The organism is Streptomyces sp. NPDC050439, from assembly GCF_040655335.1.
Classification (GTDB): Bacteria; Actinomycetota; Actinomycetes; order Streptomycetales; family Streptomycetaceae; genus Streptomyces.
Genome location: NZ_JBFAJT010000001.1, coordinates 1,075,243 through 1,091,270, shown reverse-complemented (window position 1 = coordinate 1,091,270; position 16,028 = coordinate 1,075,243). Strand labels below are relative to the sequence as shown.

The following is a 16,028-nucleotide window of genomic DNA, read 5'->3' as shown; positions in this document are numbered from 1 at the left end:
CACAAGAGACTGCTGAAACTTTCATGTCAGTGCCGGGCTCTGTCAACCACAGGCGCCCGTCAAAGATCTGACACTGCATCAGAAATTCTCTTCCGTCGTCCGGGCGGCTGCGGCATCCTGCGCCCATGCAGACAGACCTGAGCAGGAAACTGGGGATCGAGCACGCCGTCTTCGGCTTCACGCCCTTCCCGGCGGTGGCCGCCGCCATCAGCAGGGCGGGCGGATTCGGTGTCCTCGGTGCGGTCCGCTACACGGCGCCCGACGAGCTGGCCCGGGATCTCGACTGGATGCAGGAGCACGTCGGCGACCGGCCCTACGGACTCGATGTCGTGATGCCCGCCAAGAAGGTCGAGGGGGTGAGCGAGGCCGACGTCGAGGCGATGATCCCCGAAGGCCACCGGCAGTTCGTCAAGGACACCCTCGCCAAGCACGGCGTACCCGAACTGGCCGAAGGGGAGGCGTCGGGCTGGCGCATCACCGGGTGGATGGAGCAGGTCGCCCGCAATCAGCTCGACGTCGCCTTCGACTACCCGATCAAGCTCCTCGCCAACGCACTCGGCTCACCGCCCGCCGACGTCATCCAGCGCGCCCACGACCACGACGTACTCGTCGCCGCGCTCGCGGGCAGTGCCCGCCACGCCCGCAAGCACGCCGACGCGGGCATCGACATCGTCGTCGCGCAGGGCTACGAGGCGGGCGGCCACACCGGTGAGATCGCCTCCATGGTCCTGACACCGGAGGCCGTCGAGGCCGTCGCGCCGCTGCCGGTGCTCGCGGCGGGCGGCATCGGCAGCGGGGACCAGATCGCGGCCGCGTTCGCCCTCGGCGCGCAGGGCGTGTGGCTGGGCTCCCTCTGGCTCACCACGACGGAGGCCGACATGCACTCGCGGGCGCTCACCGAGAAGCTTCTGGCGGCGGGCTCGGGCGACACGGTCCGCTCACGCGCCCTGACGGGCAAACCCGCACGCCAGCTGCGCACCGAGTGGACGGACGCCTGGGACGACCCGGACGGACCCGGCACGCTGCCCATGCCGCTGCAGGGGCTCCTGGTCGCCGAGGCGGTGTCGCGCATCCAGAAGTACGAGGTCCAGGAGCTGCTCGGCACTCCCGTCGGGCAGATCGTCGGCCGCATGAACAGCGAACGCAGCGTCCAGGCCGTGTTCGACGACCTGACCAGCGGGTTCGAGCGCGCCATCGACCGCGTGAACCGCGTCGCCGGACGCGACTGACGCCTGACGACCGACGACCGACGACCGACGAGACGGAGGAGAGGTCCTTATGAGCAGCATGCCGGGCAGTACGCCCCCCAACGGCTTCTGGGCGCAGGCCGAGGCGGACCCGGACCGCGTGGTCCTGACCGCGCCCGACGGCGAGGAGTGGACCGCGCGGCGCCTGCACGCGGCGACCAACCAACTCGTCCACGGGCTGCGCGCCGCCGGCCTGGAGCGCGGCGACGCCTTCGCCGTCGTGCTGCCCAACGGCGTCGAGTTCCTCACCGCGTATCTGGCGGCATCCCAGGCCGGTCTCTATCTCGTCCCGGTCAACCACCATCTGGTCGGGCCCGAGATCGCCTGGATCGTCGCCGACTCGGGGGCGAAGGTGCTGATCGCGCACGAGCGCTTCGGGCAGGCCGCGACGTCCGCCGCCGACGAGGCGAAGCTGCCGGCCACGCACCGGTACGCCGTGGGTGACGTGCCCGGCTTCCGCCCCTACCCCGAACTCCTGGCGGGGCAGCCGGAGTCGGCGCCCGAGGACCGCACGCTCGGCTGGGTCATGAACTACACCTCGGGCACGACGGGACGCCCACGCGGCATCCGCCGCCCGCTGTCCGGCAAACTCCCCGAGGAGTCCTACCTCGGCGGCTTCCTCGGCATCTTCGGCGTCAAGCCCTTCGACGGCAACGTGCACCTCGTCTGCTCGCCGCTCTACCACACCGCGGTCCTCCAGTTCGCGGGCGCGGCCCTGCACATCGGCCATCCGCTGGTCCTGATGGACAAGTGGACGCCCGAGGAGATGCTGCGTCTCATCGACACCTACACGTGCACGCACACCCACATGGTGCCGACCCAGTTCCACCGCCTCCTCGCACTGCCGGACGAGACGAAGGCGGCGTACGACGTGTCGTCGATGCGCCATGCCATCCACGGCGCGGCGCCCTGTCCCGACCACGTCAAGCGGGCGATGATCGAGTGGTGGGGCGAGTGCGTCGAGGAGTACTACGCGGCCAGTGAGGGCGGCGGCGCGTTCGCCACCGCGCAGGACTGGCTGAAGCGGCCGGGCACCGTCGGCAAGGCCTGGCCCATCAGCGAACTCGCCGTCTTCGACGACGACGGCAACCCGCTGCCGCCCGGTGAACTCGGCACCGTCTACATGAAGATGAGCACCGGCGGATTCTCGTACCACAAGGACGAGTCCAAGACGAAGAAGAACCGCATCGGCGACTTCTTCACCGTCGGCGACCTCGGCTATCTGGACGAGGACGGCTTTCTCTACCTGCGCGACCGCAAGATCGACATGATCATCTCGGGCGGGGTGAACATCTACCCGGCCGAGATCGAGTCCGCGCTGCTCACGCACCCGGCCGTCGCGGACGCGGCCGCGTTCGGCATCCCGCACGACGAGTGGGGCGAGCAGGTCAAGGCGGTGGTGGAGGTGGCCGAAGGCCACGAGGCGGGCGACGGGCTCGCCGCCGAGATCCTCGACCACTGCGAACGCCAACTGGCCGGCTACAAGCGTCCGAAGAGCGTCGACTTCATCGAGACCATGCCGCGCGACCCGAACGGCAAGCTCTACAAGCGAAGGCTGCGGGAGCCGTACTGGGAGGGGCGGGAGCGCTCGCTCTAGCCATTTGCCGCCCGGCCGGCACCGCGCCGCGGTGCCGGCCGGGCAGTACGTCAGAACGCTTCGAGCGGGCCGAGGAGCCAGGACCCGGCCGAATGCGGGTGTTCGTCGAAGTAGAACTCCCGGATGGCCTCCAGGAGTTCGTACCGTTCGATCAAGCCGTCCGTGTCGTAGTCGAGGCGTCCGAAGACCTCGCGCGCGTCCGCCTCCGGCAGGTTCATCAGGGCCCCGCTCCAGCGCACCTGTTCGTCGCGGGTCAGTTTGCCGTCGCCGTCCGCGTCGGCGATGTCCATGATCGCGTCGAGGAACGGGACGTATCCGTCGTCGAAGGTCTCGGGAGTCTCCAGGAGCCCCGCCGCGAACGCGGACTTGTACTCCGCCTCGCTGATGCGGCTGTCCTTGTCCACGTCGGCGACCAGCGCGAGGTGTTCCCACAGCCCCAGGGAGAGCTCCCGCAGCCGCGCCAGCGGCTTGGAGTCAGGACCGTGGCCGAAGGCCTCGCCGAGCCGGGCCACGGACCTCTCGAAGTCCGCGCGCTCGATGAACCCGTCGCCGTCGTCGTCGTACGTCGCGAACCTCCGGGACAGCTTGCGGTCCAGGAACGCGGATGCCTTCACCATGGTTCCTCCCCTGAGAGACGTCCCCACCTTTGGAGACGTCCCCACCTTTCTAACGGAGCCGGCCGGGTCCGCCCAGGGAGCGCGAGGCTCCTTGCAGGACGGACCCGGCCGGTTCCGGTGCGGTCAGGGTGCGAGGCCTCAGCGGCGTTCACGCACCTTGACCACCTTGAGCTTCGGGTCCCGCATGATGTCCTTCTCGCAGAACCGCGACGTCACCCAGCGCTCATCGGCGTACAGCCGCGTCTGATCGCGGTAGTGCGGCGAGTTCGGGTTGGACGACTGCGAGTAGGTGAGCAGCGTGCGTGCCTTCGGGCAGTGGCTCTTGTCCCAGCCGACCGCCTGGATATGGCTGGAACCGTGTGCCACCTCGGTGTAGCCGCCGCCCTTGGCGTCCCACACCGGCTCGACCTTGTTCCACACGCCGATCGACTCCGTGCCGCCATGGATCGGCAGTCGCTCCGAGCCGCGTACGACGAACTGGTTCTTCCCCAGCGGCGCGTCGAGGGCGATGCCCGCCCCGCGCAGCTCGGACACCGCGTCGGCCAGCGCGGTCGCGAAGCCCGGCGCGGTCGTGTCGAGGGTGTTCGGCGTGCGCACCGGATCGGCGGCGGAGAACGGCACCTTCCACAGCCGGGCGTTCGGCACGGCCGCGACCAGCTTGCGCCAGAACCGGTCGAAGAGCAGGGCGCCCCTGCTGTCCGTGTCCATGTCGTGGTCCCACGCCTTGAGGGCGGCACACGCCTTGCGTACGTCGACAGCCGTGCCGTCGCTGCCCGTTGCCCTGCCGCCCGGCAGCGCCGCGCACGCACGCGCCGCGTCGTCGGCGGCCAGGTCACCCGCGGGGGCACGGTTCGCGAACTGCTGCTTCTGGAGGTCCGCGACCGTCAGGCCACCCTCCTTCGCCATCGCCGCGACATCCTCGACGGCGCCGCGCGTGCGCATGGAACGTTGGGTGCCGATCGTCCCGAAGACCCGCTCGTAGCCCGTGATCGGCCGGTCGGCGTTGCTCAGCCAGGCGCTGTCGTTGGAATTCTCCGCGTACGGCGCGTCCTTGATGGTCGGCATCTTCGACGGGCCGAAGATGCCGGGCTGGACGGCGTCCTTGTCCGACCCGATGGCGCAGTCACCACGCGAACCGTCCAGCACGGCCACGCCCGACGCCGGATAGGTCACCTTGCCCAGGTCCGTGGAGCAGCGCGTGGCCAGGTCGTCGGTGATGCGGGGCAGCACCTGCGACTGGCTGAGCAGCGAGTGGCCCTTGCGGTCCGCGGCGACCGTGTTGACCCAGGGCAGCCCTTGCGTGTCGCGCAGGGCCTTGAGCACGCCGTCGGTGGAGCGGGCCTTGCCGAAGCCGAGGTCGGTGTCGGTGCCGCGCAGGTTCACGGCGTTGGGGTCGTTCAGGGCGTACGCGGTCTTCGCCGACCAGGGCAGCGGAAGCTGGGCGCCGAGGCCGGTGGTGACCGGGCCGTACCGGGTCCACCACTGGGTGCGGGTCACCGGGGCGCCGTTCTTGACCGGCACCTCGACCGTCCGCTCCGTCATCTTCTCCGGCTTGCCGTCCACCAGATAGGTGGTCGGGTCCGCGGGGTCCAGCGTGAGCTGGTGCAGATTGAGGGTCACGCCGGTCGCCACCGTGTGGCTCCACGCCACATCGCCGTTGAAGCCGATGTTGATGACGCTCGTGCCGAGCAGCGAACCGCCCGAGACGTTCAGCTCGCCGGGGATGGTCTGCTGCGACTGCCAGAAACGCCGCCCGCCCTGCCAGGGGTAGTGCGGATTGCCGAGCAGCAGGCCCTTGCCGTTCGCGGTGGTCTTCCCGCTGAACGCGACGGCGTTGGAGCCCATGACGGCGTCCTCGGCCGAGAAGAGGTCGCGTGCGGCCTTCGCCGTGCGCTCGGGGTCGGCCTTGCGGTCCGGGGCATCGGAGCCCGGCGGCTGCGCGGCGGTGATGCCGTCGATGCCGCGCCCCTGACCGCCGAGCACCTGCACGGCGAAGCCCTGGCGGGCCACGTCGAGGGAGGTGATCGGGCGCAGCCATTTGGCGCCCTTGCAGGCGGGGTCGGTGACGCGGTTCTGCTTCAGCCAGGCGTTGTAGCCCGCCGCGAAGCCGCTCATCAGCTTTTTCGACGTGGCGCTCGGGCCCGCCGGGGCGGGCTGCTTGAGCAGCTTCTCCACGGTGCGTGTGTCCCGCACGCCGCCGAAGTAGAGGTCGCTGGCCAGGTTCGTGGTCGCCGAGGACAGGGAGCCGTCCGGCTTGCCGTCGGCGCCGAAGTAGCGTGACCGTTCCCCGCGCACGGTCACGTACCCCTCGGCGAGGGTGCACACCTGGTCGGCGGCCTGCGCCCAGCCGGTGCCGAAGCCGAGGTTCTCGTAGTCCTTGGCGAGGATGTGCGGGATGCCGTACTGGGTGTAGCGGAGGGTGGCGGACAGGCCGCCGCCGGACGGGCGGGCGTCACGGCCCTCCGCCGCGCCGGCGGTGGCGGCGGAGGACGGCAGGAAGGCCGCGGCGGTCAACAGGCTGATGCCCAGGGCCGTGAAACGTCTGGTGCGGGTGCGCATACGCATGGTGCCTCCCAACAGAGGTGAGGGAAGGGGCGGTTGAGCGTACCAAGCGGTATGTCTCTTGATCGAGTACTGCGACGGGTCGGGTTCGCACCCGTACGGATCAGGTCCGCACCCCGTACGGAGCCTTGACCGCCGCGACGCACGCGGCACAGGATCACGCCATGACGGGTGTACGCAGCAATACGGTCGACGATGTCCTGGGACGCAGTGCGCGGCGCGTGCCGGGGCGGGTGGCACTGCGCTATGGGGAGCGCGTCTGGACCTACCGGGAACTCGACGACGCCGTCACGCATGCGGCGGCGCACCTCCATCGCGAGGGGCTCAGGGACGGCGCCCGGGTCGGTGCCTACGGACACAACTCCGACGCGTACGTCATCGGCTTCCTGGCCTGCGCCCGCGCGGGCCTGGTGCACGTGCCCATCAACCACAACCTCGAGGGCGACGACCTCACGTACATCATCGAGCAGTCGGGCAGCTCGGCGGTCCTGGTCGACCCGCACCTGCGGCACCGGCTGCCCGCCACCGTGCGCGCGATGCCGCTGCGGGACGCCGCGGGCTCGCTGCTCGAACACACCCAGGGACGCGAGGGCGAAGCCGTCTTCCTCCTGGGCCCCGACCACAGCGGTGACCTGGCCCAACTGCTCTACACCTCCGGCACGACCGCACTGCCCAAGGGCGCGATGATGACCCACCGCGCCCTCGTCCACGAGTACGTCAGCGCCATCACCGCCCTGGACCTCAGGGAGACCGACAAGCCGGTCCACGCCCTGCCGCTCTACCACTCGGCGCAGATGCACGTCTTCCTGCTGCCCTATCTGGCGATCGGCGCCGAGAACACGATCATCGACGCGCCCGACGCCGAGCGGATCTTCGAGCTCGTCGAGGCGGGCCACGCCGACAGCCTCTTCGCGCCGCCCACGGTGTGGATCGGCCTCTCGCAGCACCCCGGCTTCACCACGCGTGACCTCGGCGGCCTGCGCAAGGCCTACTACGGGGCGTCGATCATGCCCGTCCCCGTCCTGGAGCGGCTGCGCGAACGGCTGCCGTCGCTCGCCTTCTACAACTGCTTCGGGCAGAGCGAGATCGGCCCGCTCGCCACGGTCCTCGGGCCCGACGAGCACGAGGGGCGGATGGACTCCTGCGGGCGCCCCGTGCTCTTCGTGGAGGCGCGAATCGTGGACGAGCGCGGCCTTGAGGTGCCCGACGGCACCCAGGGCGAAGTCGTCTACCACTCACCGCAGTTGTGCGAGGGCTACTGGGACAAGCCGGAGGAGACCAAGGAAGCGTTCCGTGACGGATGGTTCCACTCGGGGGACCTGGCGGTACGGGACGAGGACGGCTACTTCACCGTCGTCGACCGGGTGAAGGACGTCATCAACTCCGGCGGCGTCCTCGTCGCGTCCCGCCAGGTCGAGGACGCGCTCTACACCCACGAAGGCGTCGCGGAGACCGCCGTGATCGGGCTGCCGGACGAGCGCTGGATCGAAGCGGTCACCGCGGTCGTCGTACGCAAGGGAGAGGTCACCGAAGCGGAACTCATCGAGCACGCGCGCGAGAAGCTCGCCCACTTCAAGGCGCCCAAACGGGTCCTCTTCGTGGACGAGCTGCCGCGCAACGCGAGCGGGAAGATCCTCAAGCGGGAGCTGCGGGACCGCTTCAGCGCGTCGTAGCCGCCGCGGACCCCGTGACTACTTGTCGCGCAGGTCCACGATCCGCTTGAACTTGCCCACCGACCGCTCGATGGTCTCCGGATCGACGATCTCGACCTTCACCGAGACACCGATGCCGTCCTTCACGGCCGTCGCGATCTCCCGGGCCGCCGCGTCGCGCCGCTCGGGAGTCGTGTCCGCGCGGGACTCGGCCCGGACCGTCAGCGCGTCCATGCGGCCCTCGCGGGTCAGACGCAGCTGGAAGTGCGGGGCGACGCCCGGCGTCCGCAGGACGATCTCCTCCACCTGGGTGGGGAAGAGGTTCACCCCGCGCAGGATCACCATGTCGTCCGACCGGCCCGTGATCTTCTCCATCCGGCGGAAGACCCGTGCGGTGCCGGGCAGGAGCCGGGTCAGGTCGCGGGTGCGGTAGCGGATGACGGGCATGGCCTCCTTGGTGAGGGAGGTGAAGACCAGTTCGCCGCGCTCGCCGTCCGGCAGGGCCTCGCCCGTGATCGGGTCCACCACCTCCGGATAGAAGTGGTCCTCCCAGATGTGCAGGCCGTCCTTGGTCTCCACGCACTCCTGGGCGACTCCGGGGCCGATGACCTCCGAGAGCCCGTATATGTCGACCGCGTCGATCGCGAACCGCTCCTCGATCTCGCGGCGCATCTCCTCCGTCCACGGCTCGGCGCCGAAGATGCCGACCTTGAGGGACGTCGTGCGCGGGTCGACGCCCTGGCGCTCGAACTCCTCCAGGAGCGTGAGCATGTATGAGGGCGTGACCATGATGATCTCGGGGCGGAAGTCCTGGATCAGCTGGACCTGGCGCGCCGTCATGCCGCCGGACGCGGGAATGACCGTACAGCCGAGCCGTTCGGCCCCGTAGTGCGCGCCGAGTCCGCCGGTGAACAGGCCGTATCCGTACGCCACATGGACCTTGTGGCCGGGGCGGCCGCCCGCCGCGCGGATCGAGCGGGCGACGACGTCCGCCCACATCGTCAGGTCCTGCTCGGTGTAGCCGACGACCGTGGGCCGGCCCGTGGTGCCGCTGGACGCGTGCAGGCGCCGTACCTCGGACTGCTCGACCGCGAACATCCCGAACGGGTAGTTGTCCCGCAGGTCGGTCTTGGCCGTGAGGGGGAAGCGGGACAGGTCGGCGAGCGTGCGGCAGTCGTCGGGGCGCAGGCCCGCCTTGTCGAACGCGGCCCGGTAGAAGGGCACGTTCTCGTACGCGTGCAGCAAGGTGTCCTGGAGGCGCTCCAGCTGCAGTGCCTCGAGCTCCGCGCGCCCGAGGCGCTCCGCCGCGTCCAGCATGGCCGTCATATGCGGTTTCTCCCGTCCCAAACGGGCGACCGATCATTCGGTCGTCGATCTTCCGTCGAGCTCAGTAATCCAGCCCCCGGGGGCGGCCGTCAAGGGATCGCGCAGCACCGCCTTGAGCTGCGGCGCTATGGCCGAACAACGTTGTCCGGGTGTGGCGCGAGATGTGATGATCACCCCTATGCCGACCTTTACCGCATCCGACGGGACCGAGCTGGCCTACCACGAGAAGGGAGAGGGCGAGCCGCTGCTCTGCGTGCCGGGCGGCCCCATGCGGGCCTCCGCCTACTTCGGGGACCTCGGCGGCCTGACGGCACACCGCCGGCTGATCATGCTCGACCTGCGCGGCACGGGCGACTCCGCGGTGCCGGCCGACCCCGCGACGTACCGCTGCGACCGGCACGTGGACGACGTCGAGGCGCTGCGCGAGCACCTGGGCCTGGACGGGATCGACCTGCTCGGCCATTCGGCGGCGGGCGGCATCACCACGCTGTACGCGGCACGTCACCCCAAGCGCATCCGCCGCCTCGTCCTGATCACTCCGGCCACCCAGTCGCTCGGCCTCGTTCCGGGTGCCAGGGACCACCGTGACGCCGCGGCGGCTCACCGGGACGAGCCCTGGTACCCGGCCGCCGAGGCCGCGCTGGACGAGGTCGAGGCCGGACGCAGCCCCGCCGAGGTGTGGGACGCGCTCGCACCCCTGGGCTACGGCCGCTGGGACGCCGCCGCGCAGGCGCACCAGGCGGCGAGCGCCCGGGAGAAGAACGCCGAGGCGGCCGCGGTGTTCTACGGCGAGGGCGCCTTCGACCCGCCCGCCACGCGCGCAGCCCTGAGCGGCCTCACGGCGCCGGTGCTCGTCCTCGCGGGGGAGCACGACGGTGTCCCGAACCCCGCCCACGCGCAGGAGTTCGCCGGGTTCTTCCCGGGCGGTGTACGGCAAGTGCAGCCGGGCGGCGGGCACTTCCCGTGGCTGGACGACCCGGAGTGGTTCGCGCGGCGGGTGGCGGGATTCCTCGCGCAGGACTAGGGCTAGGACTCGCCACGCCGTCTCAACCCCCCGCCGCCACCGACTTCGCCCACCTGTAGTCCGCCTTGCCGCTCGGGGAGCGCTGGATCCGCGGGGTGAAGACCACGGCGCGGGGGATCTTGTAGCCGGCGAGGTGGGTGCGGCAGTGGGTCTGGAGGGCTTCGAGGTCCAACGGGGGTGCTCCTTCCCGTAGTTGGACGACTGCGGCCACGCGGTTGCCCCAGCGCTCGTCGGGGACCCCGGCGACCAGCGCGTCGTACACGTCCGGATGGGACTTGAGCGCCTGCTCGACCTCCTCCGGATACACCTTCTCGCCACCGGTGTTGATGCACTGCGAGCCCCGGCCGAGGACGGTGACGATGCCCTCCTCGTCGACCGTGGCCATGTCGCCGAGCAGCACCCAGCGCTCCTCGCCCTTCTGGAAGAACGTCTCGGCGGTCTTCGCCGGGTCGTTGTAGTAGCCGAGCGGCACATGGCCGCGCTGGGCCAGGCGGCCCACGACGCCCACCGGCACCGGGTCGTGGGTGACCAGGTCCACCACCTGCGTGCGTTCGTTGACCTCCAGGCGGAAGCCCTTCTCCGGGCCGGAGTCGTCCGTCGCCTTGCCGTTGGAGCCGGACTCGGAGGAGCCGAAGTTGTTCAGGAGCAGAACGTTGGGGGCCAGCTCCTGGAACTGGGCGCGCACCGTCTCCGACATGATCGCCCCGGAGGACGAGACGCTGAAGAGCGACGACAGGTCCGTGCCCTTGAGTGGTCCGTGCAGGGCGTCGATGAGCGGCCTGAGCATCGCGTCGCCCACCAGCGACACGCTGGAGACCTTCTCCCGCTCGATCGTGCGGAGCAGCTCCTCGGGCACGTACTTGCGGTGAATGGCCACCCGCTGGCCGTAGTTGAAGGCGATGAACGACGTCAGCGTCGAGGTGCCGTGCATCAGCGGGGGAGCGGGGAAGAACGTGATGCCGGGACCGCCCGCCGCGACGCGCTCCGCCAGCTCCTCGGCCCGCTTCACCGGCTCGCCCGCGGGCTCACCGCCGAAGAGTCCGGCGAAGAACAGGTCCTCCTGGCGCCACATGACACCCTTGGGCATGCCGGTGGTGCCGCCGGTGTAGATGATGAACAAGTCGTCCGCCGAGCGCGGACCGAAGCCGCGCTCCGGCGAACCCGCCGCCTCCGCCTCGGCGAAGGCCACCGCGTCGAGCGCGGGCGCGTCGTCCGGCGGGGTCCCCACCCGTACCAGATGCCGCAGCTTCTCCGTGCGCGGCAACGCCGCCGCGACCCGCCCGGTGAACTCCGCGTCGAAGACGAGCGCGGCGAGATCGGCGTCGCGGTAGAGGTAGACCAACTCCTCTTCCACGTAACGGTAGTTGACGTTGACAGGGACAAGGCGGGCCTTGAGGCAGGCGAGGACGGTCTGGAGGTACTCGACGCCGTTGTAGAGGTGCAGCCCCAGATGCTCGCCGGGCTTCAGGCCGCTGTCGATCAGGTGGTGGGCGATGCGGTTGGCGGCCCGGTCGAGCTCGGCGTACGTCAGCCTGCGTTCCTCCCCGGTGCCGGGGTGATCGATGTACACGAGCGCCTCGCGGTCGGGGACCACGTCGACGACCGACTCGAACAGGTCGGCAAGGTTGTACTCCACCGCTCCTCCTGACCCCGGCGTCATCTCTTCTTGTCTGCTGGCCTTCTTGTCTTGTGGCGGTCATCAGAGCAGAGGCGCCCACAAGTGTGAAGGGTCCCCGTTCAAGAAATCTGACTGACTGTCAGAAAACTATTGAACTGGCTCCCCGCCTACTGCAACCTGTTCCAGGTCCGAAGCCGACAGCAGGCGAAGAGGGAGCACGGCCATGGGTGGGACGGAACATCTCGCTGTGCAGCGCGAAGGCGCCACACTGATACTCACGCTCAACCGGCCGGAGGCGAAGAACGCGCTCTCGCTGCCGATGCTGGTGGGCCTCTACGACGGATGGGTGGCCGCCGACGAGGACGACGCGATCCGCTCCGTCGTGCTCACCGGAGCGGGCGGCGCGTTCTGCGCCGGCATGGACCTCAAGGCACTCGCCGGCAAGGGCATGGACGGCGAGCAGTACCGGGACCGCATGAAGGCCGATCCCGACCTGCACTGGAAGGCGATGCTGCGCCACCACCGCCCCCGTAAACCCATCATCGCCGCCGTCGAGGGGTACTGCGTCGCGGGCGGCACGGAGATCCTCCAGGGCACCGACATCCGCGTCGCGGGCGAGTCCGCGACGTTCGGGCTCTTCGAGGTCAAGCGCGGCCTTTTCCCCATCGGCGGCTCGACCGTCCGCCTCCCGCGCCAGATTCCCCGTACGCACGCCCTGGAGATGCTGCTCACCGGGCGGCCCTACACAGCGGCCGAGGCCGCGTCGATCGGCCTCGTCGGGCAGGTCGTCCCGGACGGCACCGCCCTGGAGAAGGCCCTCGCCATCGCCGAGCAGATCAACGCGTGCGGGCCGCTCGCCGTCGAGGCGGTCAAGGCGTCCGTGTACGAGGCCGCCGAGATGTCCGAGGCGGACGGCCTCGCGGCGGAGCTGAAGCGGGGGTGGCCGATCTTTGACACCGCCGATGCGAAGGAGGGCTCCAGAGCCTTTGCCGAGAAACGTGACCCGGTGTTTCGGCGGGCGTAGGTCTTGTTTCGCCCGCGGGCCGGTGGGGGCTGGTCGCGCAGTTCCCCGCGCCCCTGACGGGGCGCCACCGCGCCGCCGTCCCCTCGTCTGGAAACGGAGCTTTGGTCATGTCAATCGCCTCCTCATCCGAAGTGCTGCGTGCGCCTCTTGTCGTCGAGTTTCCCTTTACGCGGTCCCTCGGGCCCGTGCAGAGCGCCTTTCTCACCGGGCTGCGGGAGCGCACCGTGCTCGGGGTGAAGACCACCGACGGGCGCACGCTCGTTCCGCCCGTCGAGTACGACCCCGTGACCGCCGACGAGATCCGCGATCTCGTCGAGGTCGCCGCCACCGGCACCGTCACCACCTGGGCCTGGAACCACGAACCCCGCCGGGGGCAGCCCCTGGACCACCCCTTCGCCTGGGTCCTGGTGAAACTCGACGGCGCAGACACCGCCCTGCTGCATGCCCTGGACGCGCCGGGCCCCGACGCCGTCAGGACCGGCATGCGCGTCCGGATCCGCTGGGCCGGCGAACGCGTCGGCGCCATCACCGACATCGCCTGCTTCGAGGCGGATGAAGGTGGCGATGAAGGCCAAGTCGGTCCGCACAGCGGCGAGTTCACCGACCCCGTCACCGGCATCGTCGCCGCCGCGCGCCTCGACTACACCTACGCGCCGGGACGCGCGCAGACCGCCTACATCAAGGCGCTCTCCGAGCGGAAGACCGTCGGCGAGCGCTGCCCCTCCTGCCGCAAGGTCTACGTACCGCCCCGCGGTGCCTGCCCCACCTGCGGCGTCGCCACGGCCGAGCGGGTCGAGGTCGGGCCACGCGGCACCGTCACCACGTACTGCATCGTCAACATCAAGGCGAAGAACCTCGACATCGAAGTGCCCTACGTCTACGCGCACATCGCCCTGGACGGCGCCGATCTCGCCCTGCACGCGCGTATCGCGGGCATCCCCTACGACCAGGTGCGGATGGGGCTTCGCGTCGAGCCGGTGTGGGCCGAGGGCGCCCGCTTCCCCGATCACTACCGGCCCACGGGCGAGCCGGACGCCGACTACGACACGTACAAGGAGCTGGTGTAGATGCCGTCCGCCAAGCCGTCGGTGATGCGGCCCGTCCGGGACATCGCCATCGTGGCCTTCGGGCAGACCGACCACCTGCGCTCCACCGACGAGCTCTCCGAGGTGGAGATGCTCATGCCGGTCCTGCACCAGGTCCTCGCCGCCACCGGCCTGAAGACCAGCGACATCGGCTTCACCTGCTCGGGCTCGTCGGACTACCTCGCGGGACGCGCCTTCTCCTTCACGATGGCGCTGGACGGGGTGGGGGCCTGGCCGCCGATCTCCGAGTCGCACGTCGAGATGGACGGCGCCTGGGCTCTGTACGAGGCATGGACCAAGCTGCTCACCGGCGACGCCGACACCGCGCTCGTGTACTCCTACGGCAAGTCGTCCCCCGGGTCGGTGCGTGACGTGCTGACCCGGCAGCTCGACCCGTACTACGTGGCGCCCCTCTGGCCGGACTCGGTGGCGCTCGCCGCACTCCAGGCGCAGGCCCTGATCGACGCGGGGGACGCCGACGAGCCCGCGCTCGCCGGGGTCGCGGCGCGCAGCCGCCGGGACGCGACCGACAACCCGCACGCGCAGCTGCGCGGAGCGGTGCCGCAGGGCGACTACCTCGTACGTCCCCTGCGTACCGGTGACTGCCCGCCCATCGGGGACGGGGCCGCCGCCGTGATCCTCGCGGCGGGGGACCGGGCCCGTGAGCTGTGCGAGCGGCCCGCGTGGATACGCGGCATCGACCACCGCATGGAAGCGCACAGCCTGGGCGTGCGCGACCTCAGCGACTCACCGTCCAGCCGCCTGGCCGCCGAACGCGCCGGGGCCTTCGAACGGCCCGTGGACACTGCCGAGTTGCACGCGCCGTTCACCTCCCAGGAGCTCGTCCTGCGCAAGGCGCTGAAACTGGGCGACGACATCGCGGTGAATCCGTCCGGGGGCGCCCTCGCCGCGAACCCCGTCATGGCCGCCGGATTGATCCGGCTCGGTGAGGCTGCCGCCCGCATCCACCGGGGCGAGTCGGACCGGGCCCTCGCGCATGCCACATCCGGCCCGTGCCTGCAGCAGAACCTGGTCGCCGTCCTCGAAGGAGAGTCGTCATGAGCGGGGTGAGTGGGACGGGCAAGGAGCCCGTGGCCGTCGTCGGGATCGGCCAGACCAAGCACGTCGCCGCCCGGCGGGACGTGTCGATCGCGGGCCTCGTCCGGGAGGCCGCCCAACAGGCCCTAGCGGACGCCGAGTTGACGTGGGCCGACATCGACGCCGTGGTCATCGGCAAGGCGCCGGACTTCTTCGAGGGCGTCATGATGCCCGAGCTGTACCTCGCCGACGCGCTCGGCGCGGTGGGCAAACCCATGCTGCGCGTCCACACCGCGGGCTCCGTCGGCGGCTCCACGGCCCTGGTCGCCTCGAACCTGGTCGCGGGCCGCGTCCACGGCACCGTGCTCACCCTCGCCTTCGAAAAACAGTCGGAATCCAACGCGATGTGGGGGCTCTCCCTCCCCATCCCCTTCCAGCAGCCGCTCCTCGCGGGCGCGGGCGGCTTCTTCGCCCCGCATGTGCGCGCGTACATGCGGCGCACCGCCGCCCCCGACACGGTCGGCTCGCTCGTCGCGTACAAGGACCGCCGCAACGCCCTGAAGAACCCCTACGCACACCTGCACGAACAGGACATCACCCTGGAGAAGGTCCAGGCGTCGCCGATGCTCTGGGACCCGATCCGCTACTCCGAGACCTGCCCGTCGTCCGACGGGGCCTGCGCCATGATCCTCACCGACCGCGCGGGCGCGGCCCGTTCGCCGAGGCCACCAGCCTGGATGCACGGCGGCGCCATGCGCAGCGAGCCGACCCTCTTCGCGGGCAAGGACTTCGTGTCGCCGCAGGCGGGCAAGGACTGCGCCGCCGACGTCTACCGGCAGGCGGGCATCAGCGACCCGCGGCGCGACATCGACGCCGTCGAGATGTACGTGCCGTTCTCCTGGTACGAGCCGATGTGGCTGGAGAACCTGGGCTTCGCCGAGGAGGGCGAGGGCTGGAAACTGACCGAGGCGGGCGTGACGGAGCTGGACGGCGACCTGCCCGTCAACATGTCGGGCGGCGTCCTCTCCACCAATCCCATCGGTGCCTCGGGCATGATCCGCTTCGCCGAAGCGGCACTTCAGGTGCGCGGCCAGGCCGGTGAGCATCAGATCGACGGGGCCCGCAGGGCGCTCGGACACGCCTACGGAGGCGGCTCGCAGTTCTTCGCCATGTGGCTCGTCGGCGCGGAGCCGCCCACGACGTGACGGGTGTGCCGCGCCGGACGGACGGGTGTCCTC

Annotated in this window: 12 protein-coding genes; 8 read left to right on the top strand and 4 right to left on the bottom strand. The window is 70.4% G+C overall.

What is annotated here, in order from left to right; all coding sequences use genetic code 11:
• Positions 1 to 125 precede the first annotated feature (125 nt).
• Entirely contained in the window at positions 126 to 1,229 is a 1,104-nt protein-coding gene (locus tag AB0I66_RS04860) for a nitronate monooxygenase family protein (RefSeq protein WP_363206248.1), read from the top strand.
• A gap of 58 nt (positions 1,230 to 1,287) precedes the next feature.
• On the top strand, positions 1,288 to 2,844 hold the full coding sequence (locus AB0I66_RS04855) for an acyl-CoA synthetase (protein WP_363206685.1): 1,557 nt from the start codon (positions 1,288 to 1,290) through the stop codon (positions 2,842 to 2,844).
• Positions 2,845 to 2,894: 50 nt separating this feature from the next.
• Here AB0I66_RS04855 and AB0I66_RS04850 read toward each other — a convergent pair whose 3' ends face one another.
• Together AB0I66_RS04850 and AB0I66_RS04845 are read right to left on the bottom strand one after the other, a co-directional pair.
• The gene (locus tag AB0I66_RS04850; RefSeq protein ID WP_363206247.1) at positions 2,895 to 3,461 is read right to left on the bottom strand and encodes an EF-hand domain-containing protein; all 567 of its coding nucleotides are present in this window, start codon (positions 3,459 to 3,461) and stop codon (positions 2,895 to 2,897) included.
• 138 nt (positions 3,462 to 3,599) lie between these two features.
• Positions 3,600 to 6,020, bottom strand: coding sequence for a penicillin acylase family protein (locus AB0I66_RS04845; RefSeq protein WP_363206684.1), 2,421 nt, complete (start codon positions 6,018 to 6,020; stop codon positions 3,600 to 3,602).
• A gap of 167 nt (positions 6,021 to 6,187) precedes the next feature.
• On the opposite strand from AB0I66_RS04845, the gene AB0I66_RS04840 reads away from it, so the two are divergent.
• On the top strand, positions 6,188 to 7,696 hold the full coding sequence (locus tag AB0I66_RS04840; protein WP_363206246.1) for an acyl-CoA synthetase: 1,509 nt from the start codon (positions 6,188 to 6,190) through the stop codon (positions 7,694 to 7,696).
• 18 nt (positions 7,697 to 7,714) lie between these two features.
• Here the strand turns inward: AB0I66_RS04840 and paaK are convergent, their stop codons facing one another.
• Positions 7,715 to 9,001, bottom strand: coding sequence for a phenylacetate--CoA ligase PaaK (gene paaK, locus AB0I66_RS04835; protein WP_363206245.1), 1,287 nt, complete (start codon positions 8,999 to 9,001; stop codon positions 7,715 to 7,717).
• Positions 9,002 to 9,179: 178 nt separating this feature from the next.
• Between paaK and AB0I66_RS04830 the strand changes: the two genes are divergently transcribed.
• The gene (locus AB0I66_RS04830) at positions 9,180 to 10,025 is read left to right on the top strand and encodes an alpha/beta hydrolase (RefSeq protein WP_363206244.1); all 846 of its coding nucleotides are present in this window, start codon (positions 9,180 to 9,182) and stop codon (positions 10,023 to 10,025) included.
• Positions 10,026 to 10,047: 22 nt separating this feature from the next.
• Here the strand turns inward: AB0I66_RS04830 and AB0I66_RS04825 are convergent, their stop codons facing one another.
• Entirely contained in the window at positions 10,048 to 11,661 is a 1,614-nt protein-coding gene (locus AB0I66_RS04825) for an acyl-CoA synthetase (RefSeq protein WP_363206243.1), read from the bottom strand.
• Between the two features lie 205 nt (positions 11,662 to 11,866).
• Here AB0I66_RS04825 and AB0I66_RS04820 point away from each other — a divergent pair, with 205 nt between their 5' ends.
• The 4 genes from AB0I66_RS04820 (at position 11,867) to AB0I66_RS04805 (ending at position 15,995) form a co-directional block, all read left to right on the top strand.
• Positions 11,867 to 12,667, top strand: coding sequence for a crotonase/enoyl-CoA hydratase family protein (locus tag AB0I66_RS04820; RefSeq protein WP_363206242.1), 801 nt, complete (start codon positions 11,867 to 11,869; stop codon positions 12,665 to 12,667).
• A gap of 107 nt (positions 12,668 to 12,774) precedes the next feature.
• Positions 12,775 to 13,734: an OB-fold domain-containing protein gene (locus AB0I66_RS04815; protein WP_363206241.1), complete on the top strand. Its 960-nt coding sequence runs from the start codon at positions 12,775 to 12,777 to the stop codon at positions 13,732 to 13,734.
• Positions 13,735 to 14,814 carry a thiolase domain-containing protein gene (locus tag AB0I66_RS04810; protein WP_363206240.1) on the top strand — a complete coding sequence of 360 codons (1,080 nt, stop codon included), beginning with the start codon at positions 13,735 to 13,737 and terminating at the stop codon, positions 14,812 to 14,814.
• The gene (locus AB0I66_RS04805) at positions 14,811 to 15,995 is read left to right on the top strand and encodes a thiolase domain-containing protein (protein ID WP_363206239.1); all 1,185 of its coding nucleotides are present in this window, start codon (positions 14,811 to 14,813) and stop codon (positions 15,993 to 15,995) included. The genes AB0I66_RS04810 and AB0I66_RS04805 overlap by 4 nt, the downstream gene beginning before the upstream one ends.
• Positions 15,996 to 16,028: the final 33 nt, after the last annotated feature.